At 57.2% G+C, this 23156-nt stretch carries 21 protein-coding genes; 14 read left to right on the top strand and 7 right to left on the bottom strand.

Going from position 1 to position 23156, the window contains the following annotated elements; genetic code table 11:
- Positions 1-59 precede the first annotated feature (59 nt).
- Positions 60-1001, bottom strand: a complete 942-nt coding sequence (locus L248_RS11795; RefSeq protein ID WP_040536622.1) for a helix-turn-helix domain-containing protein — start codon at positions 999-1001, stop codon at positions 60-62.
- Positions 1002-1145: 144 nt separating this feature from the next.
- On the opposite strand from L248_RS11795, the gene L248_RS11790 reads away from it, so the two are divergent.
- The 11 genes from L248_RS11790 (at position 1146) to L248_RS11740 (ending at position 11222) form a co-directional block, all read left to right on the top strand.
- Complete coding sequence (locus L248_RS11790; protein WP_022530464.1) at positions 1146-2747, top strand: ABC transporter ATP-binding protein; 1602 nt, start codon at positions 1146-1148, stop codon at positions 2745-2747.
- A gap of 95 nt (positions 2748-2842) precedes the next feature.
- The gene (locus L248_RS11785; protein ID WP_040536620.1) at positions 2843-3814 is read left to right on the top strand and encodes a WxL protein host-binding domain-containing protein; all 972 of its coding nucleotides are present in this window, start codon (positions 2843-2845) and stop codon (positions 3812-3814) included.
- A 5-nt stretch (positions 3815-3819) separates the two neighbouring features.
- Positions 3820-4698 carry an ABC transporter ATP-binding protein gene (locus L248_RS11780; RefSeq protein WP_022530462.1) on the top strand — a complete coding sequence of 293 codons (879 nt, stop codon included), beginning with the start codon at positions 3820-3822 and terminating at the stop codon, positions 4696-4698.
- A 9-nt stretch (positions 4699-4707) separates the two neighbouring features.
- Positions 4708-5970, top strand: coding sequence for a hypothetical protein (locus tag L248_RS11775; RefSeq protein ID WP_022530461.1), 1263 nt, complete (start codon positions 4708-4710; stop codon positions 5968-5970).
- Positions 5971-5987: 17 nt separating this feature from the next.
- On the top strand, positions 5988-7076 hold the full coding sequence (locus L248_RS11770; protein WP_040536618.1) for an ABC transporter permease subunit: 1089 nt from the start codon (positions 5988-5990) through the stop codon (positions 7074-7076).
- Positions 7077-7156: 80 nt separating this feature from the next.
- On the top strand, positions 7157-7354 hold the full coding sequence (locus L248_RS11765) for a hypothetical protein (RefSeq protein WP_022530459.1): 198 nt from the start codon (positions 7157-7159) through the stop codon (positions 7352-7354).
- Between the two features lie 105 nt (positions 7355-7459).
- Entirely contained in the window at positions 7460-8353 is an 894-nt protein-coding gene (locus L248_RS15365) for a hypothetical protein (RefSeq protein WP_022530458.1), read from the top strand.
- A 3-nt stretch (positions 8354-8356) separates the two neighbouring features.
- Positions 8357-9208 (top strand): sulfite exporter TauE/SafE family protein, encoded by an 852-nt coding sequence (locus L248_RS11755; RefSeq protein ID WP_022530457.1) that lies wholly within the window; start codon positions 8357-8359, stop codon positions 9206-9208.
- Entirely contained in the window at positions 9208-9576 is a 369-nt protein-coding gene (locus L248_RS11750) for a DUF1634 domain-containing protein (RefSeq protein WP_022530456.1), read from the top strand. Before L248_RS11755 ends, L248_RS11750 begins: the two co-directional genes overlap by 1 nt.
- A complete protein-coding gene (locus L248_RS11745) occupies positions 9563-10105 on the top strand; it encodes a GNAT family N-acetyltransferase (RefSeq protein WP_022530455.1) in 543 nt (180 codons plus the stop codon). Before L248_RS11750 ends, L248_RS11745 begins: the two co-directional genes overlap by 14 nt.
- Before the next feature lie 145 nt (positions 10106-10250).
- Positions 10251-11222, top strand: a complete 972-nt coding sequence (locus L248_RS11740) for a 3-hydroxyacyl-CoA dehydrogenase family protein (protein ID WP_022530454.1) — start codon at positions 10251-10253, stop codon at positions 11220-11222.
- 996 nt (positions 11223-12218) lie between these two features.
- On the opposite strand, the gene L248_RS11735 is transcribed toward L248_RS11740, so the two are convergent.
- Positions 12219-12575 (bottom strand): hypothetical protein, encoded by a 357-nt coding sequence (locus L248_RS11735; RefSeq protein ID WP_040536616.1) that lies wholly within the window; start codon positions 12573-12575, stop codon positions 12219-12221.
- 417 nt (positions 12576-12992) lie between these two features.
- Here L248_RS11735 and L248_RS11730 point away from each other — a divergent pair, with 417 nt between their 5' ends.
- Positions 12993-14210, top strand: a complete 1218-nt coding sequence (locus L248_RS11730; RefSeq protein WP_022530453.1) for an ATP-binding protein — start codon at positions 12993-12995, stop codon at positions 14208-14210.
- 184 nt (positions 14211-14394) lie between these two features.
- Here L248_RS11730 and nrdF read toward each other — a convergent pair whose 3' ends face one another.
- The 4 genes from nrdF to L248_RS11710 all read right to left on the bottom strand — a co-directional run bounded on the left by nrdF (position 14395) and on the right by L248_RS11710 (position 19789).
- Positions 14395-15390: a class 1b ribonucleoside-diphosphate reductase subunit beta gene (gene nrdF / locus L248_RS11725; protein ID WP_022530452.1), complete on the bottom strand. Its 996-nt coding sequence runs from the start codon at positions 15388-15390 to the stop codon at positions 14395-14397.
- A 407-nt stretch (positions 15391-15797) separates the two neighbouring features.
- Positions 15798-17963 (bottom strand): class 1b ribonucleoside-diphosphate reductase subunit alpha, encoded by a 2166-nt coding sequence (gene nrdE, locus L248_RS11720; protein WP_022530450.1) that lies wholly within the window; start codon positions 17961-17963, stop codon positions 15798-15800.
- Positions 17964-18083: 120 nt separating this feature from the next.
- Positions 18084-18314: a glutaredoxin-like protein NrdH gene (nrdH, locus tag L248_RS11715; RefSeq protein ID WP_040536611.1), complete on the bottom strand. Its 231-nt coding sequence runs from the start codon at positions 18312-18314 to the stop codon at positions 18084-18086.
- 263 nt (positions 18315-18577) lie between these two features.
- Entirely contained in the window at positions 18578-19789 is a 1212-nt protein-coding gene (locus tag L248_RS11710; RefSeq protein ID WP_022530448.1) for an aminotransferase-like domain-containing protein, read from the bottom strand.
- Between the two features lie 135 nt (positions 19790-19924).
- Between L248_RS11710 and L248_RS11705 the strand changes: the two genes are divergently transcribed.
- Entirely contained in the window at positions 19925-20818 is an 894-nt protein-coding gene (locus tag L248_RS11705; RefSeq protein WP_022530447.1) for a LysR family transcriptional regulator, read from the top strand.
- Here the strand turns inward: L248_RS11705 and L248_RS11700 are convergent.
- A complete protein-coding gene (locus L248_RS11700; protein ID WP_022530446.1) occupies positions 20815-22128 on the bottom strand; it encodes an APC family permease in 1314 nt (437 codons plus the stop codon). The genes L248_RS11705 and L248_RS11700 overlap by 4 nt on opposite strands.
- 222 nt (positions 22129-22350) lie before the next feature.
- Here L248_RS11700 and L248_RS11695 point away from each other — a divergent pair, with 222 nt between their 5' ends.
- On the top strand, positions 22351-22989 hold the full coding sequence (locus tag L248_RS11695; RefSeq protein WP_022530445.1) for an LVIS_2131 family protein: 639 nt from the start codon (positions 22351-22353) through the stop codon (positions 22987-22989).
- Positions 22990-23156: the final 167 nt, after the last annotated feature.

The following is a 23156-nucleotide window of genomic DNA, read 5'->3' as shown; positions in this document are numbered from 1 at the left end:
GCTGCACTGTGTTGGTTACAGTGCAGGTGACGGGGCTTTTTTTTGCCGCTGACGGGTGGTCAGAGCCAGATATCCGGGATGATGGGCCGAGGGTCAGCGTGGGTAATTTTGTTTTTGAGCTGCTGATAGTATTTGGCTTCGAAGGGATGGTGCAGAATCGTCAGGATAGAAATGGCTTGGTCCATCGATTGAACAGCAGCCGACTTGCCGGCGGGGCGGGTGACATAGGCGTACCAGCCTTCATTGAACAACTGGTGAATTTGATGCGGCATCAGCGGTTGCTGCCTGACCATTTCGGCCAGCGTCTTGAGGACATCGCCAGCGTCATTGGTGCGGCCGTGGACGATGAAGCTCTGGAACTGGGCTTCACCGACGGCCAGGATAATGTGAGCAGAATCGCTAGTCAGTTGGGTCATGGCGGTATTCTTCACAGCCGCGTGCCAGATGAGCCGGTTGGCTTCATCATCGAGGTGTGAGAGAAAGTAGGCATAGATTTGGAAGTCCACGGCGGTCCACATGTCGAGATTGAGCAAGTAATCTTGGACCGGATGCAGATCCACTGGCACGGTGGGCAAAGCAAGGTAGCGGCGCAGCACGTTTTCGTGCACCTGGGCGCCGCGCCAATTGATCAGGTGCCAGCGGGAAGGTTCCCGCTGGTAGTCCGTCTGCGTCTCAGTGGCCAGGTGTTGGGCTTGGGCGAGGGCGGCCTGCAGACTGGCCGGTGTATCAGCGGTATCCGGTTGCAGGTAGAAATCGTTGAAGTGACCGAAGAAACCCACTGGTCCGCGAACAGGCTCATCGGTCTTGCCTGCACGGTGCACGAATTCGTCTGGCGTGACGTGCAGGCGGTGCAGCAGATGCAGGAACTTGGTGACGGTCATATCGGCTTCACCCCGTTCAAAGCGGGACAGAAGCGCCACGGACAATTGTTCGTCAGCGATGTCGGCTAAGCGGATGTGCTTGGCTTCTCGTATCTGGCGAATGAGGGCACCATACGGCACGGCCACCGCCTCCTTTCTGGTCATACTATAGCAGGAACTGAAGCCCCGGCATAATCTTACTTGCATATCTGCAAACCCATCAGCAACGGCGCACCCTCGCCAGTATTCTGGGCATCAGACAAGAAGAAAGCTGGGTGATGGCGGATGTCCGCGTATTTTTTAAAACATAAAGGGTTAACTGCCCTGGTCACAGTGCTGCTGGTTCTCTGTTCAGCGCTGCGGGTCTCCCATGGGTTGCTGATTGCGAATGAACTCAATGGGTTGGTGGCCAAAGATATGCACCGGTTCCTATTTTGGACCATGGCAGACGTGGGTGTTTTTACCGCGCTAACGATTATGCTGTACGTGACGCAATATCTCGAGGGCGTGCTCACACAGAAGATGAGTCTGGACGTGCGGGTGACGATTGCCGCTAATGCCACGGGCGGTGACTATGCCTTTTTCCACCGGCACGATACCGGTACTTATGGATCTTGGCTGACCAACGATATTGCCATGATTGAGACTCAGGGCTTTCAGAATTATTTCAACATGGTGCAGGTGATCTGTGATACGGGCTTCACCATCGGCGCTCTGGTCAGTTTCAATTGGACGCTGGTGGTCGTCAGCGTCGTATTGGGCCTGGCGACGTTCTCGGTCCCCCAACTGCTCAGCAAACAGATGGCGAAAGTGAACGTGGCCGTGACGCAGGGAAACGAGCACTTTCTGAATCAAGTGCAAACGTTCTTGCAAGGGTTCGACACCTTATTCGCCCTGAACCTGCAGCACCGCATTGTTGACCAAATCGCGGCGGCAGCCGAGCGGGTGGCCGGTCTGCGGGTGCAGCAGAAGAAAGTCCAAGCGGGCATGGGTGCCGTTGCTGGATACGCCAGTATCGTCAGTCAGGTGGGGATCGGTGTCTGGACAGGCCTGCTGGTTCTCTGGGGGATGGCCCCTGTCGGCGCAATCATGGCGACGGGCAACCTGTCGTACAACATCCTGAACAGCATGGCGAACGTCGGGCCGGTTGTGGCAGAAATGAAAGCTATCCGGCCGCTGTTTGCTAAATATGCGCCAGCACCCGAGCCGACTGCGGCGGGGCAAGTGACGCTCCCCGCAGAAAAACCGGCCACCGTCCAGTTGGTGAGTGCCGCTTATCGTTATCCTGGGGCCGACCACCCTGCGCTCAGACCGCTGTCCCTGGTCGTCCGCAATGGGGAGAAAGTCGCGATCACCGGCCCCTCGGGGGTGGGTAAGTCTACCCTGCTGAATATTTTGGACGGCAAGCTGACGCGGTACGAAGGCAATATTCTCGTCGCTGGTATACCGCTGAAGACAATCTCGGGGCGGTCATTACGGGACAATGTGCTGTACATTGATCAATTGCCCTATGTCTTTAACGGCACCGTGCGGGATAATATTGCGTTAGGCGAGGCCTTTTCTGACAAGCAAATTCTGGCCGCATTAGATCAAGCCGACTTAGGCGAGTTTGTCCGCCAGCTTCCGGCCGGTTTGGATACACCAGTGGGCGAAGCAGGGCGGTTGTTCTCCGGCGGTCAACGCCAACGTTTGGCCATGGCCCGGGGAATTTTACGTCATCGCCGGATCATGCTGATCGATGAGGGGACGAGCAGTTTAGACGAGGCAAGTGCGTTGAAGGTGGAGAATAGTTTTTTGAAGCAGAAGGGCCTCACGGTCATTTTCGTCACCCACCAGCTGCACGATGAGAATCGGGGGTTGTTTGACCATGTGGTCGCCCTCGGGTAAGTGAAAAGCACCACCGAAAGGCGGTCCGATAACGCGACCGATGTTTACCCCCCATGTGCAGTGATATACTAATTGCAAGGAAGGAGGTGGCGGTCATGCGGCGGCGTATTGGGTGGTGGCTCGTATTGCTTCTGGGTATTCTTTGGTGGACACCCCAAGTGGTCCGCGCCGATTGGACGATTGAGGGCCCGCAGATTATTGATATGGGCGGCCGCTCGGTGGACAAACTCACGCTGCACCCTGGCGAGCAGCGCACGCTGCGGGCGACACTGACGATCATTGGTAACCAAGCCGATGTCCCCGTCACCTTCACGGCCGGGCCGATGCTGACGGATGATTTTGGGACGATGAAAGCCCAAACCGATATCAACGGTCAGCGCCTGGTCCTCGACGGTGCGCCCAATTTTGGGGCGCTGGTCACCGGCCTGCCCAGTACGCCGGTCAATTTTGCGCCGGATGAGACCAGAACCGTGACGTTCACCGTCACCATGCCGCAGAATGCGGCGGCGGGGGAGGTCGTTGCCGGGTATATCGGGATGTCCGCCAAAAGCGACTCGCTGCTGAACCCGCGGCCGATTACGAATAACACCGAATTATTGGTCACCGTGCCGGGGACCCCGCCGACCGCCGCGGCCACCATCAGTGATCCTCAGCCGGCGGAGTACCAAGGCCGGGACGGTATCACCGTGGACGTTGCCAACCATGTGGGAAATATCCTCGATGCCGGCACAGCCATGGCCACGGTCCGCTCCCTGGACCACGCCACCCGATTGCGCCGGCGGACCCTGACCCACGTCATGATGGCTCCCCATTCGAACTTCACCCTGTTCATTCCCCACGCCGATTTGCAACTGGGCAAGTACGCGGTCTCTGTCAGCGTGGGGAAAGTGACGCAGGACTTCACCGTGACGGTGGACCGGCGCCTGGCCACCGCCACCAGCAAGGCAGAAGAACAAGCCCAGCAGCGGCTGCAGACGATTCTCTGGTGGACAGCAGGCGGCGGCACGGCCGTGATCGTCGCCGCTTTCGGGATCATTCACTGGCGGCGGGTAAGGAAGGAGCGTTGATTCAGATGACCATCCTGGCATTGCACGACTTAACAAAATCATTCGGCCGTCAGGTCGTTCTCGACCACCTGGACTGGACCGTGAGCGAGCCGGCGATCATCGCTCTGGTAGCGCCCAACGGCAGCGGCAAGACCACGCTTCTGGATATCATTGCCAACCTCGGCCGGCCAGACAGCGGCAGTGTCACCGTTTTGGATCGGCCCAACACAGATCAATCGATTTACACCGACATGACGTATATGCAAAGTAACGAGACGTTATTTGCCAACATGACCGGGCAAGACCACATCGATCTGATCCAGCGCAGCTACGGCGTTCCGGCTGACCGGGTAGAGGCGACCGTGGCGGCCTTTGGTATCGGCCAATTTCTTACCAAAAAGGTCAAAACATACTCGCTGGGCATGAAGCAGCTGCTGCTGATCGTGCTGGCCCTGCTGCCCCAGCCGCAGCTGGTGATGCTGGACGAACCGATCAACGGACTGGACCCCAAAGCGGTGCAGGCACTGCGCAACGCCCTCTTGGCCCTGCACCAAGCGGGCAGTACCGTCATCTTCTCGTCCCACGACCTCGCCGAAGTCGACCGCTTAACGGATGATGTACTGTTTCTGACTAAGGGCCGGCTGGTGGCCGCCAGCAGTCTGGCGCCGGCGACAACCTACACCGTGGTGCTCAAGGACGCCGCCTTCCTCCGGACCATTCTGCCGGCTGATCAGGTGACACTGCTCACCCCGACCAAGGCGACGGTGGCGCTGCCCACTGAAGCGATGCAGGCGCTGCGCCAACGGCTGGCCGGCACGGACCACGAGCTGCTGGACGTCACGACCAGCCGCCAGGGCACTGAAGCCCTGTACTTCCAGCTCTTCGGCCAGCATGAGATTGCGTAGGTGAGACGGATGGGGGCATTGTATCGGTTCCTCTTCAAGAGTCATTGGCATTCCCGCCGGCGGGTCGTACTGGTCGGCCTCTTAGTGCTGCTCACCTGGAGCACCTGGTTCCTCTTCGCTCAGCGGCAGGGGGCAGAAAACAGGGTTCTGGAACAGACCCAGCAGGACAACGCGAAGCTGATCAGCGGCCATTCCATGAATGAGACGCCCAGTCCCCAAGCCACGGCAGCGGCGGGCTTAACGACGTTTTTTAAGCAGAAAACTTGGACGGCTCGGGCCGAGCGGGACGGGGCCGCGGCGGCGTTTAACCATGATTTGGTAATTCCTTACGGCGCCACGCTCCTGCCCAGTACGGACCGCTTTGGACCGGTCTCCTTTACCCAAACGCTGCGCAACCGGGCCGCGCTGGGCAAACGGCTCGTGGCCCAGCACCAGCCGGTGGTATCGCTGCGGTACGGCACGCAGGACTGGGCCTTTCTCATCAGCTTCCTGCCGCTGCTGACGTCCATCGTGGGCGTGCTGATATTCACCGTACTGCTGGACGTGGAAGAAGTGAGTGACACCCTGAGTCCCCGCCGGCGCTTCCTGGCCTGTCTGCCCGGACAGCGGGGCGCCCTGATGGCGGCGCAGGTGCTGGTGTTCATGACGGACGCGGTGCTGACGCTGGCGTTGATTCTGGTCGGCGGCGGCCTGTTTGCCTGGGTCCGGGGCGGCCACGCGGCCGCGGCCTACCCCATTCTGACCCGGCTCAGCGGTCAGTTGGCAATCTGGCCTGCTTGGCAGGTCGTCCTCGCCGTTGCGGCGGTCTTTCTCCTGGGTGTCTTGCTGGTCTACCTCTTCGCCCGCTTCGTGCTGACGTACATTATCCGCTTGCGCCGGGACTGGAGCCGGCTGCTCCTGGCGGTGGCTGCGTACCTGCTGGTGGTGGGCGAAGCGGCCGTCAGCCTGCTGCCGAACCTGACCGGCCTCCTGATCAGCTGGCTGCCCCTGAATTACCTCCAAGCCAGCCGGCTCTTCTACGGCACGGATTACCTGCCGCTGCAGGTCCTCTACATGCAGGCACTGGACACCAGCCGCTACGGCCGGGCCAGCCTGCTCCTGCCGATCCGCAACCTCAGTTATTTCGCCGGCGCCACCATCAGCAACCTCTTCCCGCCGGTCCAAGCCAGCCAAGTGTCGCTGTGGGCGGCGCTCCTCAGCCTCGGTGGAACGAGCGTCCTGATTCTTGCCTGGCTCATCTGGCGGGCGACGAAGCGTAACGAATTATTGTGAGAAAGGCGGTGGCGCCCATGGCGTGGGAATTCAGACAATGGCGGCGGCAGTGGCTGCACTGGGCGTTATTCGTCCTGGGCTTCGCCGTCCTCGCTGGCAGCTACGGTGTGGCCGTGCGCCAGGTGCAGCAAGCCAGCACACAAGAGTACAATACTCTGCTGGATGAGAGCGACCGGCTGGTGGACGCCGATAAGCAGCTGGCCAAGAAAGACCAAACAGCCGCGGTAAAGACGCAGCGCCAAGCGGTGGCCCGGGCCCAGCGGGTGGTGACCGCGTACGGCCGGGCGTTGAAAAACCGTCAAGACCCGTTGCTGGCCCGCCGCCTCGCGTATTTCCGGCTGCTGCAAAAGCCGGGGGTGCCGTTTTCCCAGCGCAGTCCCCAAGCCATTCACACGGCCATCGTGCGTGACCGCTACCTCACCGCTCAGCATTTGACACCCCGGGAAAACGCCGCAACGCTGACGCCGGCTGCGTTCTTCGTCGCCAGCCAAAACGTGGTCGTCTTTCTGGCCTTCCTCGTGATCGTGATCCTGCAAACGGCCAATCTATTCGGGTCTGACTGGGAGCAGGGCAGTATCCGCCTGCTCCTGACGCTGCCCGGCGTTCGCCGGCAGCTGCGCTGGCATAAACTGCGCCTGGCGGCCCTGATCAGCGGCGCCGAAGCCGCGTGCTGGGCGCTCACCGGTTATGCGGGCAGCGCCGTGTTGTCTCGGACACTCTGGGGCGGCCGTTATCCTTGGCATGTGGCGGGCAGCCGGGTCGTGACGCTCACGCCGGTGTTCTGGAGCAACGCAGCGACGATGGTTCTGCTCACCGCCGCGGTCCTCCTGCTGCTGGACTGGTTGAGCGTCCTCAGCCGGGACCGCTTCACGGCGGTCGCCGCCACCGTCGCTATTCTGGTGAGCGGGGCGCTGTTCTTTGGGGCAGCCGCTGATCAGTGGCTGGCCGCCCTGAACCCATTCTATCAACTCGGCCTCACGGCGCACATCGCCGCCCGCGCACTGGGACCATATACCGGCACCGCGCTCGGGGTGGATGCGGCCCTAGTGATGATCCTGGCCCTGCTGGGCGGCCGCACCGCCCAGAGGGCCGCCCAGCATTTTTAACGGCGGGGAGTTGCGTAGTTTCTACCATGGTTTATGATAATGATTGAGAACCGTACCAGCGGTAGAAAGTGAGTGATTGAATGGTCATTTTATTAGGCAGCGGTTTTGTCTTATTGGGCGTCGGTTTGTTATTCCTGGTTTGGCGGGGGTTTCGCCGGATAAAACGCACGGCCGGCACCTCACCGTCGTTCTTCATGCAGATGGCGTTGTATGCGGGCATTGCTGTCGGGTTGGCGTGTATCTTCGTCGGGATTTCGGCAGCATTCGGGAGGTTCTAATTGGCGTTCATCCAGACACGCCGGTCGTTGACCCGCGCGTTTTTATTTCCCTTTCTCCCTATGTTAGTATTGGACAATAAGTAGAAAGAAAAGGAGTCCCCTATCTTGGAAATTCAAGTCCAAAAAATCGTCGACATGGTGCCGGCGGAGCAGATTCATACGATGACGGTCACCCGCACGCCCGCCGCCCTCAAGAAGGAAGGGCTAGACGCCGCACTGGGCGAGGTGCTGGACAACTTCGAGGCCAGCGTCGCGGCGGGCCAGATGACTCAGGCCAACCTCACTGTCAGTACGGAGGTGCCAGTGACCTTCCGGTTGGAGACCAACGTCATCAACCTGCCCCTGGCCGACAGCAACAAGCTTTACCAGTTCTTCGACCTGGACGCGACGGCCCCGGTGAACGTCTACCTCGTTGTCGAGTCCGACGACATCAATGTCTCCCACCTGCGCATCGACGAAGTGGCCCCAGTCACGGAATTTCTTAGCCACCAAGACCAGGTGCGGGCGCAGATCATTCAAGCGGTCCAGGAGAAGTGGGATTACTTGCAGACGGTGGAGCACCCGACGCCGGCCGAGCAGGCAGCGGCGGAAAAGGCCGCGGCCGCCCAAGCCGCCGCCAAGAAGCCAGCCACCCGCCGGGGAACAACGACGACTCGGCGCAAGAGTCCAGTGAAGAAGACGACGACCCGCAAGACGGCCGCCGCAAAGGCACCCGCCAAGAAGACGACCACGCGGAAGACAGCGACCAAGGCCGTGGGGGCTAAAACGGCTACAGCGAAGAAGAGCACCGCCAAAACCGCCACTGCCAAAAGGTCGTCGACGGCGAAAACCGGTACCGCCAGGAAGAGTGGCGCGACTACCACGGCAGCAAAGGCTAGTCCGGCGAAGAAGACGACGACGCGTACCACGACGGCGAAGAAAACCACGAGCACCAGCAAAGCCGCCGCCAAGAAAACACCGACCCGCCGCACCCGCGCGACCAAGTCTCCGGAGGCGTAACCGATGATCGTCCAACAAGTCCTCTTACTGGCTGCGGTCGGCCTCTTTGCCGGTGTGATGGGGGCCATCCTCGGCATCGGCGGCGGGATGATCATTACCCCGGTGCTGACCATTATGATGGGCATCGATATCAAGTACGCCATCGGGGCCAGTATCATTGCTGTCATCGCCACCAGTTCCGGCGCCACCATCGCCTACATCAAGGATGACCTGCTCAACCTGCGGGTAGCGATGTTCCTGGAGATTGCCACGACGGTGGGGGCCATTTCTGGGGCGCTGCTCACCGGTGTCGTCCCCCACGGCGTCCTCTACGTGTTCTTCGGGCTGCTGCTCCTCTATTCCAGTACCAACATGATCCGCAAGCTCCGGGGTACGGCTGACGAACGTTACCAGCCCGTGACCCCGGACAAGTGGTCCGAGAAGCTGAATCTGAACGGCAGCTACCGCGACATCATCGCCCACCAGAACGTGGATTATCAGGTGAGAAATGTACCCGGCGGCTTCGCCATGATGTTCGGCGCCGGGATCGCCTCTGGCTTGCTGGGCATCGGCAGCGGGGCCTTCAAGGTGATTGCCATGGATACCATCATGAAGATGCCGCTGAAACCGTCCAGTGCCACATCCAACCTGATGATGGGGGTGACCGCAGCGGCCAGCGCGACGGTCTATTTCTTCAATGGGTCGATCCAACCGCAAATTGCGGCGCCCCTGGCCATCGGTATTCTGCTCGGGGCCACGGTGGGGACCCGCATCATGCAGCACCTGCCTTCCCGGGTTATCCGGATGATTTTCATTCCCATTTTGCTTTACATGGGTGTGCAGATGGCGCTTAAAGGATTCGGGGTGATCCACTGATGGCCGCTCGGCAAAAAGAAATGAATGAAGTGGAACGGCTGATTGGCCAGATCCTGCGAATCGGGGTGGTCGTGTCGGCCATCGTCATCAGTCTGGGACTGCTGATGTTGTTTATCCAAGGCGGCAGCGGCTATCCCGGCAACGCCGTACCCCTCGGCTTTCGGGCGATGTTTGCCGGCGTGGCGGCGTTTAAGCCCTTCGCCGTGATCATGCTCGGTCTCTTTCTCCTCATTCTCACCCCCGTGCTGAGGGTGGTGGTCTCGATTTATGCCTTCGCCGTGGAGCACGACACCATGTATGTGGTGATTACGACGATCGTCCTCATTATTCTCGTGATTGCGATGGTGATTGGTTATGCCGGAAAATAAAGAAGCAATTGTCATTCGTCAGCTCACCGCGGCCGATACGGCGGCCTTGCAGCTGCCCAACGAACCGTTCGGCCTCGTTGGCCGCATGGTCGTCACCCGGGACGCGGCCGGCTGGCACCAGGAGGTGGTCCCCGCGGCCAAGCCCAGTGAGCAGACGTTTCCCGATGAGCACTACCAATACACGGATATCGCCCAGCACGGGTTCGCCTTGGGGGCCTTCGCCGGGACCCAGCCGGTGGGTTTGGCCACATACGAAGACGCCATGTTCAAATATCTGTACTTGGACGATCTCAAGGTTAATGCAGCTTACCGCGGCCGCGGTATTGGCCGCCGCCTGATTCAAGGTGCCCGGGCCGAAGCCCAGCGCCGCGGCTACCAGGGCATCTACACGATTGGCCAAGACAACAACGTCATCGCCTGCCGCTTTTACTTGGGCGCCGGCTTTCAAATTGGCGGCTTGAACACCCGGGGCTATGCCCACACGGTGCAGGAAGATAAACAGGACATTTATTTTTACTGGGACTTTTAAGAACAGATCAGAAACGGCACCGGCGGGCAAGAGCTCACCGGTGCCATTTTGTTTGTACCGAGTCGTTTTCAGTGACAGAAAATAAATCTGCGCCTACACTATGGATGATGTTCAAAAAGTCACAATAATTAGGAGGAATCCATCGATGCAATTATCCGATATTCACACCATTGGCAACCTGGGTGCCGGCACAATGGGCCGCGCGACGGCCTTGCAGTTTGCCTGGGCCGGCTATCCGGTCTACTTAGTCGATACCAGTGAAGACGCCCTCAAGCAGGGCATGGCCAGTATTCAGGACGACCTGGCGACCTTTGTCAGTGTCGGCGTGGTGGAAGAGAGCGACGTACCCGCCATCATGGCCCGGATCACCCCGACTCAGGATCAAGAATTGGCCTTCAGTCACGCCGATTTCGTCATTGAGAACGTGCCGGAGAACTTGGGGTTGAAGCAAAAGGTCTGGGCCCAAGTCGAAGCCATCGCCCCGGAGACTGCCATCCTGGCGACCAACACCTCGGGTCTCAGCCCGACACAAATTGCAGCGTCGTTGAAACACCCGGAGCGCTTCGTGGTGGCGCATTTCTTCAATCCCGCCCACCTTATGCCCTTGGTCGAAGTCGTGCCCGGCGCCAAGACCGCCCCGGAGACCGTCACCCTCACCGTGGATCTGATGAACCACATCGGCAAGCACGCGGTGCCGTTGAAGAAAGAAGCCCCGGGCTTCGTCGGCAACCGTATCCAGATGGCGGTCGGCCGGGAGCTGATGCACATCGTGGATGAGGGTATCGCCACCCCCGAAGCCACCGACGAGATCATGAAGTACAGCTTGGGCCGCCGCTGGGCCGTCATGGGCCCGACCGTTAGTGCCGACTTGGGCGGCTTGGACATCTTCGCCGGTGTCAGCCAGTACCTGCTGCCGCTGCTGGATAACACCACTACTGTCAACCCGCTGTTGGCTGACAAGGTGAAGAAAGGCGAGCTGGGCTTGAAGACCGGCAAAGGCTTCTTCGACTGGACCCCGGAAAAGGCCCGGAAGATCGTGCAGCAGCGGGATAAAGCACTGTTGCGGATGCTGGCGGAGGACAAGCAGGACGAAAAAGATCAAACCCATCAGGACTAAGCGAGGAATCGCCATCACTCACGGACTACTCATCATATCCGAGGCATGCGCTATTGACGCATCCCCTTCTGGATTTTGTGAATTATACTTCAGAAAACGCTAATTTTCCGGCTTTAAGGAAGTATACTTCATTTCTTCATTTCACGCGTCAAGCCACGCTGAACGAAAAGCCCCGACCACATGGCAACTGCGGTCGGGGCTTTTCCTATTGCGTACTGAATCTTACTTCTGGTGGTCCTTCTTGGAGCGCCAAATTTCATAATCTGAATCATTCATCGCTTCCACATGGCCCAGCAGGCAACCGTTGCCGACTTTTGGAGTGCCACGTGCGTTGTTCAGCGACTGTGCTTGGCTATGCCCAGAATAATCGCCGTTGAGGTTAGTATACTAGCCACAATACCGTACAAGATGAGTGGCCAGTGTCCCAAGGCTTGCCAGAGAGGTGCAACAAATATCCCAATGCCGCTTCCTAATAGGGCACTGTATACTGTTGCATGCCGGTTGAGTGGCGACACTTCCGATGATGAAGCACTATGCGGTGAGCGGGTCCAAAGACGGGTAAATGGTTCCTGATTATGGCTGGCGGACCAAACATAATCCAGTTCTAGATATACGGTGCAAATCACCACGAGTGCAACCAATCCAGCAATGATTCCTCCAAAGAAATGAAGGGGGTGCATAATTTGGAAGGCAGCACCCGATGCAAGAACGAAATATCCGACCGTGGGCAGCAAAGGCATGTTCTTAAATACAGAAGAGGAAGTCTTAGATAAGGACGGCATAGGTTCACGTTCTTTCTGTTATTTACGGGTTTTAATCCGGCAATCCTGACAAGTGAGTTTCTTTTACTGATACCCAAAACTGTACGAAGGGTAGTATACCGTAACACCCTTTTTCCCGTGCACTACATGACCAGTACACTGAATCCAAATACCTCGAGAAGCTGAAATCTGTCCCCAAAGCTCTCCAGCCATTGCCGTGAATCCACTGGTGGTTTCAGTCGACAAGGTTAACCCCCACAGCACTTGCAGCACTCACTAGAACGCTCCCAAGTTTATATGCAATGAATCCGGTACCAAGCAGATGAATCACTTTAACAATAGCCGAATTCAAATATAAACGTACATAAGAGTGGGTTACTTTGAGGTACGTGCTTCCTTGCCGCAACATGTCCTGCTGGAGCAGTGACTGCTTGTCGGATGAAGAAAGCTTAGCGTATGCTGTTGGGTCAATCTGCTTAAGTGCACTGAGAAATGCTTCGTTAGAAATGTAATGCGTTTCTTCGGCAGGGTCCAATACGGGATTGTTGGGATCAATGCCGCTATTTTCGGGGGCACTGGGAGTCGTAATCACTGTGATGCAGTTGCTACATTCGAAAATGCTGTGAGACCAACGCTACCTCCAAGAAGAAAAGCAGAGAAAAGGGATACAGCCAACGTTTTTGATAACTTCATGCTATCGTCTCCTTATCAATGTTTTTAGAACAAAGTAAGGATAACAGGGTAAACAACATTTTTCAAGCTACCCAAAATATATACTAAGGCGTTACTTAATTCGCCTCCAAAAAACTGATATGACAGAAAACAAGTAAAAAGTCGGGTGGCAAACCCGTTATTTATTCACCTCCCGTTCACAAATTGTTCGACAAATACACACAAAATTTATGCTTGTTGATCAAAACTCGGGGATTTTTTATTTAAGGAATTATACTTCACAATTTGTTTAAAAATTGAGATTTCTGAAGTATAATTCATTATGGAGGTGGTCCCAGTGATTAATCGGCCCCATTATCTAAATCAACTGATTCAATCCATGGACAACGACATTATTAAAGTGATTACGGGCGTTCGCCGATGCGGGAAGTCCGTCCTGATGATGCAGTATCGCGACTACTTGCTTGGCCAGGGCATTGCGGCCGACAACATCATCTACTTAAATTTCGAAGCGTTTGAACTTGCTTCGATTCGCACGGAAGACCAGTTGCACCAACTATTGGGAGAACGCCTGACTAAGGGCCGGCAGCAGTACTTACTGGTGGACGAGATTCAATATGTCCCGGGGTGGCAGCGGGTAATCAATGGTGTGCGCGTTAGTTTTCAAGTCGATATCGTCATTACCGGATCAAATGCCATGATGCTGTCGGGTGAGCTGGCGACATTGCTTTCCGGCCGCTATATTCAGATACCGATTTACCCGCTGTCGTTTGCTGAGTTTTTAACCGGACAAGACATCCCGGCGGACGACGAGCGGCGCCTGCCTGCTGCGTTCCGTGAATATGAAGAATATGGCGGCTTTCCAGCCGTTGTCACAGCTGACAATACAGATTTGAAGGACAATTTGCTGGCGGGCATTTACAACACGATTTTGTTGAAGGACGTGGCTTCTCGGGGTGAGATTCGGGACTTGACAGTGTTGCAGTCACTAACGGCCTATCTTGCAGACAATGTTGGCAAACTTATCAGTGCCACAAAAATTGTCGGTACACTGCAAAATGAACACGTGCAGACCAATGCCCATACCATTAATCGGTACCTTGGTTTGCTCGAAGACGCGTTTCTTTTTTACCGTGTCCGGCAGTATGACTTACGGGGCAAAAACTACCTCAAAAGCAATGGCAAATATTTTATTGTGGATAATGGGTTACGCAGCGTGGCTATCGATCGGCGGCCAGGAAATCGGAGTAACCAGTTGGAAAATATTGTCTATCTGGAACTCTTACGCCGCGGGTATAGCGTGGACGTGGGCCGCCTCGATGAGGTTGAGATTGACTTTGTCGCCCGGCATCGCGATGGCGTCATCTATGTCCAGGTAACGTATGCGTTGCCGGAGAATACCCACGAAACCGATAATCTTCTCCAAGTTCCGGACAACTACCAGAAGATCGTGGTCACTCAGCAGCATTACGAGTTTTCAGAAATTGCAGGCATCCCCATCATTAATGTTGTCGATTGGCTTCTTGGGCCTGCCCGTGAGCAACTGTCAGAATAGGCCCTAAAAAATGAAGCATACTTCACTAATTTGGAAATTTCTGGATTTTAGGAAGTGTAGTTCATACAAATCCTGTTTTTTACTGTTAAGGAAGCGTGTTTCGCTTTTGGGGTACTAATTTATGCCACTAAAAAAGGCCCTGACTACTTGACGGTCGGGACCTTTTTCCGTTTCTCACTGAATCTTACTTCTTCTTGTCGTCCTTCTTCGGGCGGCCAATATCGTAATCGGAGTCGTTCATTGCTTCCACGTGGCCCAGCAGGTAGCCGTTGCCGACTTGCGAGAAGAAGTCGTGGTTGGCGGTCCCGTTGGAGATGCCGTTCATGACGATGGGGTTCACGTCATCAGCGGTGTCGGGGAAGAGCGGGTCCTGGCCTAGGTTCATCAGCGCCTTGTTGGCGTTGTAACGCAGGAAGGTCTCCACGTCGTCTACCCAGCCAATGTCGCCGTACAGCATCTCAGTGTACTGTTCCTCGTTGTTGTACAAGTCGTAGAGCAAGTCGTACATCCAATCCTTGAAGCGGCTCTGCTCGTCGTCGCTCAGCTCGTTGAAGCCCAGCTGGAACTTGTAGCCGATGTAAGTGCCATGGACCGACTCGTCGCGGATGATCAGCTTGATGATCTCGGCCACGTTAGCCAGCTTATTGTTCCCCAGGTAATAGAGCGGGGTGTAGAAACCGGAGTAGAACAGGAAGGTTTCCAGGAAGACACTGGCGACCTTTTTCTCCAGCGGCGTCCCATTTTGGTAGATCTCGTTAACGATCCGGGCCTTCTTCTGGAGGTAAGGATTACCGTTCGTCCAGGTGAAAATCTCGTCGATTTCTTCATCCGTATTCAGCGTGCTGAAAATGGACGAATAACTCTTGGCGTGGACCGATTCCATGAACTGGATATTATTGAACACGGCCAGTTCCTGGGGCGTCCGAATATCCTTGCGCAGCTGGTCGATCCCGTCCTGGGACTGCAGCGTATCCAGCAAGGTCAGCCCGCCAAAGACGTGACCCACCAATGTGTGTTCCATGGGCGACAATGTGCGCCAATCATCCAGGTCATTAGACAACGGGATCCGGGTATCCAGCCAAAACTGCTCCGTCAGCTTCTCCCAGGTCGACTTATCGATCTGATCCTCGATGGCGTTCCAGTTGATGGCTTTGTAATAATGGGTGCTTGTTTCAGACATATTTAACTCCTTTACCGAACTACGATGGGGGACGACTTAGTGCGAACGTGCCGCTTGGGCAAGTACATCGGGGAATGATGCGAGTGGTTGCGAGAATGTAGGCGATTTGGGCCCGGAGCCCAGGGGGCCTCAGCCATGAAATTGTTGTTAGCGGCTTTGCCGCTTACAACAAGGCCGAGCTTTGAGACAATGCGCTTTTTGCATTGGTTCAAAGTCGTGCCCATGGCGTTCCAGGCCCCCTGGGCGGAGGACCCAAATCGCCGGGTCAACACGTGAATTGTTCCGCCTCTAAACGGGCTCCGCGGCCCAGAAGCTAGGGGATAAGCCCAAAAGAAAGCAAAACCTAAGTGCGGGTTTTTCTTTCTTTCGGTCTTATCCCTACGCTTCTAACCGGGCCGCTCCGCCCTCTAGATAATGCACGACTCGCAATCATTACTCCCGACTTCCTGCGAATTATCGGTGAACGTCCGCACGTAGTACAACGACTTAATGCCCTTATAATACGCGTAGTTCCGCAAGATACTCAAGTCTCGGGTGGTCTGCTCCGGCTCGTGCTTCCATTCGTACAAGCCCTCCGGCATTGTCGCCCGCAGGAACAGGGTCAAGCTCATTCCCTGATCCACATGTTGCTGCGCGGCAGCGTAAGTGTCGATGACCTTGCGCATGTCGGTGTCGTAAGCGGAGGTGTAGTACGGCAGCGTATCGTTGCTCAGGTGCGGCGCCGGGAAGTACAGCTTGCCGTTCTTCTTTTCTGTCCGTTCCTCTACCAGCCGGGTGATCGGGTGCAGCGAGGCGCTGGTATCGTTGATGTAAGAAATCGACCCAGTGGGCGCCACGGCCAGCCGGTTCTGGTGATACAGACCGTATTCCTTCACGTTGTCCCGCAGCTTGGCCCAGTCGGCTTCTGTGGGTACGAAGATGTCCTTAAATAGGTCCTGGACCTTGGCCGTCTTCGGCGCGAAACTCTGCTGAACATACTTGTCGAAGTAAGTCCCGTCTGCGTACTTGGATTTCTCAAAGTTAGCGAACGTCTCGTGGCGTTCCTTGGCGATGTTGTTCGATTCCACCAACGTCCAGTAGTTCAGCAGCATGAAGTAGGTGCTGGTGAAGTCCAGGGCTTCCGGGGAACCGTAGCGCATGTGGTTGACCGCCAGGAAGGTGTGCAGACCCATGGCGCCGAGGCCGATGGAGTGGCTCTGCTTGTTGCCGTGGGCAACGCTGGGCACGGCGACAATGTCGCTGTGGTCGGTGATGTAGGTCAGAGCACGGGTCATGATCCGGATGGAGTGGCCCATATCGGGGGACTGCATCAGGTTCAAGATGTTGGTCGAGCCCAGGTTGCAGCTGACATCGTTGCCCATCTTGATGTACTCTTGGGCATCGTTGATCTCGGACGGCGTCTGCACCTGCTGGATCTCGGAGCAGAGGTTGGACATCACGATTTTGCCGTCGATCGGGTTGTCCCGATTGCTGGTGTCCACGTTCAAGATGTAAGGGTAGCCGGATTCCTGCTGAAGTTTAGAAATCTCGTTCTCCAGATCCCGGGCCTTGATCTTGTACTTCTTGATCGCCGGATTGGCCACCATGTTGTCGTATTCCTTGGTGATGTCCACGTAAGCGAAGGGCTTGCCGTAGAACCGTTCCACGGAGTAGGGGGAGAACAGGTACATGTCGGCATCATTGCGCACCAATTCGTAATACTTGTCCGGTACGACCACGCCCAGGCTCAGGGTCTTCACCCGAATCTTCTCGTCGGCGTTTTCTTTCTTCGCGGACAAGAAGCGGATGATGTCGGGGTGGAAGACGTTCAGGTAGACGGCGCCGGCGCCTTGCCGCTGGCCCAGCTGATTACTGTAAGAAAAGCTGTCCTCCAAGAGCTTCATCACCGGCAGTACGCCGCTGGACGCGCCTTCGATACCCTTGATGGGGGCGCCGGCTTCGCGCAGGTTGGACAGGGCGATGCCCACGCCGCCGCCGATGCGGGACAGCTGGAGGGCGGAGTTGATGCCCCGGCCGATGCTGTTCATGTCGTCGGTGAGCTGGATCAGGAAACAGGACACGAACTCACCTCGACGGGCCCGGCCAGCGTTCAAGAAGGACGGGGTGGCCGGCTGGTAGCGCTGGTGGATGATCTCGTCAGCCAGGTCCGTGGCTAAGGACTGGTTGCCATCGGCGAAGTAGAGGGCATTGAACAGGACCCGCTCCTCGATGTTCTCCAAGTATTCGGCACCGTCGTTGGTCTTCATCGCGTATTGGTTATAGAACTTGTACGCCGCCATGAAGGACTGGAACTGGAAGCCCACGTCCAGCAAGCGCTGGTACAAGTCGCTGATGAACTGACGGGGATACTTGTCGATGAAGCCTTCTTCCAAGTAGTCGTTGGCCAACAAGTAGTCGATCTTGTCGAGAATCGTGTCGAAGTGCTTCCAGTTCGGCTTAACGTTCTCTTTCAGAAAGGCCGCCAAGGCCTCCTTATCCTTGTTCAACGGAATCTTGCCGTCAACGGGGCGGTTGACCTCGTTGTTCAGCTTAAAATACGATACATCTTTAATGTCCAAGTCTTTCAGTGACATGGGCCACCACGGTCCTTTCTGCGAATACAGCGTGCACGGGAACAAAATTGGCGAAAAAAACAGCTAGGCGGGAAGCACCTAGCTGTTACTGAGGATGAGGCGCGGCCATCCAAAAAAGTATTAGCCGACCAAAGCCTTCAAGGAATCCGGCCGGAAGCCGACGATGGGGTCCGCGTTGGCGGGCATCACGACGGGCAGAGAACGGAAGCCCTGGGCCTTCAGTTGATCCACGTATTGCGGCTGTTCATTAATATTGCGTTCTTCAAAGGGAACGTTGTGCTGAGCCAGATAACGCTCGGTCATCTTGCACTGCATGCACCCATTACGCGTATAAATTACGACTTGACTCATATGAATCCCTCCAAGTACTGCTTGATTTCGTATCCTCAGTATAGGCGGTCTTGGGGGAAAACACAATATGTTGTGCTTACTTTTTGTAGGTGTACAACATACAGACGGTGGACCGCCACCCCGGCGAACCCGGGTATGGTGAGAAAGGAGCCGCTGATGGTGCGCCTTGCAAATGTGAAAACGACGTAGGCCGCTTTCCCAAAAAAGTTTTGGGGATGAAAACAGCCCGCGGGGGCGGGCTGTTCAGATACCATATTCAGGGGTTAGGACAATGCCGCCGTCACGGTCGGCTGAGTGGCCCGGGCCAGCGCGGCACTCAGCCGGGCAATGCCGGTCCGAATGGTGGCCGCGTCTTCGCCGGTAAAGTTCAGCCGCGCGGCGTTGACAACGCGCTTGGACGGATACAGATTCTTGCTGGGGATGTAGGCAATGTGGTCCTGGGGCAGGATCTCGTCCTTCAGCAGGACACCCATGTCCACCCCCGCCGGCGCGGTGAGCCAAACGAAGAAGCCGCCTTGGGGATCATCCGCGCTGAAACCGGCGGGCAGTTCCTGGTGCAAGACTCGCACCATGGCGTCCTTCTTGGCCTGATACACGGCCCGCAGCTTGGCTAAGTGGGCGTCCAGGTCGTTGTGCGCTAAGTAGTTGGACACGGCCACCATCGTCATGAACGGGCTCTCCAGGTCGGCCCCGTTCTTCAAGGCGGCGATCGCGGCGATCCATTTCTGACCGCCGCTGGCCCAGCCCAGGCGCAGGCCCGGGGCCAAGATCTTGGAGAAACTGCCCAGGGAGATGACCCGGTCGTCGGTGTCCAGCGCCCGTAACGTGGGCAGCTGTTCGCCGGTGAAGCGGAGCCAGCGGTACGGGGAGTCTTCCAGTACCACGACATTGTATTCCCGCGCCAGGCGCAGCAGTTCTTGCCGCTTAGCCAGGGACATCACCACGCCGGTGGGATTCTGGAAGTCGGGGATGGTGTAGATGAGCTTGAACGAATGAGCCATCAGGGCCTTGCGCAGGGCGTGCATATCCATCCCGTCGGCTTGCATCGGGATCTCGTAATACGTCGGGTCGTAATTATCGAAGGCGCCCAATGCACCAAAGTATGTCGGGGCCTCGACGACCAGGCCGTCACCCGGGTTGATCAGCATCCGGGCCACCAGGTCGATGGCCTGCTGGGCGCCCTGGGTCAAAATGATATCGTCCGGCTGGGTGGGGGTGCCGTCATTGCTCAGGCGCTGGGCCAGCTGCTCGCGCAGCGGCTGGTAGCCGTGGTCGCCGTGGTACTGTAGTAAGTTCTGGGTATTGCCAAAGGCTTCTTTAAAAGCGTCGCCCATCTCGGCGTTGGGGAACAAACCGGCATCCGGAAAGCCGCCGGCAAAGGAGATCAGGTCCGCATTGTCGCTGACAGCAAATGCATCGGCGATCCCGGCCTCAGTGGCCTTCAGTGTACGCTCCGCAAATTGTTTACTCATCATGATCGATCTCCTTCTATGCGCCGAGCCTTTTGCCGCTCAACTCAATCTCTATGATTATGATACGGCCCGTGTTATGATTAGTAAAACTCAACTTATTCATTTTTAGGTGAAATCATTTCATCATAGGAGGCCAACATGGCAGACTTTGCGTATCAGATCTTCACGGAAGTGGTCCAGCAAAAGACCTTCGTGGCCGCCGCCGGCCGCTTGAACATTACCCCCAGTGCGGTGAGCCACGCCATTTCTCAACTCGAAACGACCCTCGGTTTCCCCTTGTTCATCCGCTACCGCACCGGCGTGGAACTGACCCCGGACGGCAGCACGATTCTGCCGGTGATCCAGGATATTCTCAACAAAGAAGCCCAGCTGCAGCAAGTCGCGGACAGCATTCAAGGGCTGAATTCCGGACTCGTGCGGCTGGGCGCGTTCAGCAGCGTGTGCATCAACTGGCTGCCGGGGATCATTCAAGCATTCAAGAAGCGCTACCCCCAAGTGGAGGTGGAGATCATTCAAGGGACCTTCCCGGAGATTGCCCGCCAAGTGCGGCTGGGCACCGTCGACATCGGTTTCTCCACCCTGCCGGTGGAAGAAAACGTCCAGGTCGAACCGGTGGCGGCGGACACGATCCGCTGCGTTACGCCGGCGGACTTCCAGCCGAAGAACGGCCAATTCGTGACCGGGGCCGACATCCAGGATCAGCACTTCATTCTGCAGCAAGCCGACTACGACGGTGATACGAAGAAAGCGCTGGACCGCTACAACGTGACGCCGAACTCCCTGGCCTACTCCATCGATGACCAATCGATCCTGTCGATGGTGGAAAGCGGCCTGGGATTCGGCATCCTGCCGGACCTGGCCCTCCAGAAACTGGTGGGGAACGTGAATATTTATCCCTTTTCGGAGACTTTCCGGCGGACGATTTGTATCCTCACCCGGAAGGAAACGCCGGCACCGGCGCCCGCCCATTTTCTCCACGCCGTCCGCCGCTACTTGCAAGAAACTTACGGCAGCGATTACTTGGGGGCTTAGGACAGATCCTTGGCGGCGACGGCCTGGCGGTGGGTCATTAAGAAGTAGAAAGGAATCGCCACGACCAGGGCGCCGAGTCCGAGGACCAGCTGCAGTCGGGTGACTTGGCAGAGCAGCCAGACACTGACGGCGATGGCGACGACGGGGATGACGGGCCCCAGCGGCAGCCGGAACGCGTGGGGGACCGCCGCCCGGGTGTGCTGGAAGACCAGCACGGCCAGACAGGTGGGGATGTACTGGGCGAAGCGGGAGACCGCGCTGATCTGGGCAAGGTAGCCGAACTGGCCGGACCAGGCGATCAGGACGCTGATACTGATGGAAATCAGAATCGCCACATACGGGGCGTTCTTGCCGTTCCGCTTGGCGATGGCGGCGGGCATCATACCGTGTTCCGCCAGGGCTACCCCGGAGCGGGGCGTGACGTAACTGGAGGCCACCAGAAAACCGGCGGTGGACAGCAGCGTGCCGGCGGCGACCAAGGCGTTGCCGAAGCCGCCGGCGAACCGGGCGAAGGCCGCCTGGATCGGCGCGGTACTATGACCAAGGGTCGTTGCCCCCAGCACGCCGGTGCAGACGGTTTGAATCAATAAGTAGAAACCGAGGACGATACCGACCATGATGAGCAGAGCCTGGGGCAGGTTCTTCTGGGGGTCTTTCATGTCGCCAGCAGCCACCACCACCCGTTCAAACCCGGCGAAGGCGTAGAACATCGTCACCGCCGCCGCACCGAAGTGACCGGGCGTGTAATGACCCTGGGGGAAGAGCGGGGTGAAGTTGCCGCCCCGGATGAAGAAGATACCAATGGTGACGAACAGCAGAAGGGGAATGAGTTTCGACAGCGTCACGATGTTGTTGACGATCTTCGAGACTTTGACCCCGGCAATGTTCATCAGGGCCATCAAGCCGAGCAGGACCGTCACCGTAATGTTCTTCGCCAGCAGACCGTGGAGCGCCGGGAAGGTCGCGCCCAGCGCGGTGGCGAAGGCCACGGCCATCGTCGCCTCGGCAATGATTTGAATGGCCCACGTGACGAAGCCGACTTCAAAACCCACGAAGCCGCCGAAGGCATCCTTCGCGTACAAGTAAGGCCCGCCGTCCTCATCGTAGTAAGTTGCCGCCTGCGCGAAGCAGAGCGCAATGGTCACGACCAGTGCCGCGTCGAAGACTAGCGAGAAGATGCCGGCCGTCCCCATTAACGCCGCTGCTTGGTTCGGGAGAAGAAAGATCCCCGACCCGATAATGCCGTTGATGCCCAGTAAAACAATGCTGAAGAGTCCCAGTTGCGCGCCTGTGCTGTGGTGTTTGATCATGCTGCCGCCGCCCTATGTAATATATTTGCCATGCAGAATTAATGTTACGGTACGGCGGTGGTGCCGTCAATAAGAAAATGGAAATATTCGATACAATTTGTCCGCTCTGGCTAATCAATGTTCGGTATTGGCAATTCCGGCACAACGGGTTTCGCCTATTGCCCGGCCAAGGTATAATGAAGGCACAACGTTTTGGTTTTTATCGGAGAGGGGAATCCGCCCATGTGGGCATCTTGGAACTGGCTAGGCGTCGCCTGCTGGACGCTGGTCGTCATCATCTTGGTATTCGTGGTACACAACATTCGCCAGCGGCGGCTCAAAATGCTGGTCACCCAGCGCCGCCGGTTCTCCTGGCCCAATTTTCTCTTAGACATGCTGCTCATCGTTATCGTCGCGGCTGGCTTCGGCGGGATGATTTACGCCACCTTCCTGCACAGCGACACGGTGACGGACAAGAGCGCGATCCAGCTGGAATACCGCTACCGGGCATTGGTCCTGCAGACCCGGGACGGGCAAGGGTACTTCGTCCGGGTGCACAACGGCAGCGGCCACAACCCGATCCAGACGTATACGTACTGGACGCAGGGGGCCAAGTACCAGATCAACAGTCCTGAGGCGACGATTTCCACTGGCAAGACGATCGTGCCGGCGGAGGCGGCGGCCTATCCTTGGCCGACCAAGACGCTGGCAAAAGTTGACCAGAGTACCCGCTCGGCGTTCGTGGCGACGGTGAAGGCGACCTACAAGAACACGCCGTTCAATGGCCTCGGCATGCATGCCGGCCGCCCGGCCAGCTACCACGAGCTGATCCGGCTGCCCAGTGATGTGTTTGTTTACATCGACAATCCGGCGACGAAATAAAGTTAAGAAAAGGGCTGGGGCACTACCTCGCAGACAATGGCCTGCGTGGTGGATGGTGTCCCAGCCTTTTTCGTATTTGAGATTGGTTTGCGAGGCCCGGCGATTTGGGCCGGTACGGCGTTGCGCTCTGCGCTGCCGCCTCGTGGAGCGGGAGATGGTTGGCGGGA

It is taken from the genome of Schleiferilactobacillus shenzhenensis LY-73 (genome assembly GCF_000469325.1).
Classification (GTDB): Bacteria; Bacillota; Bacilli; order Lactobacillales; family Lactobacillaceae; genus Schleiferilactobacillus; species Schleiferilactobacillus shenzhenensis.
This window is presented reverse-complemented; position numbering and strand designations above follow the sequence as displayed.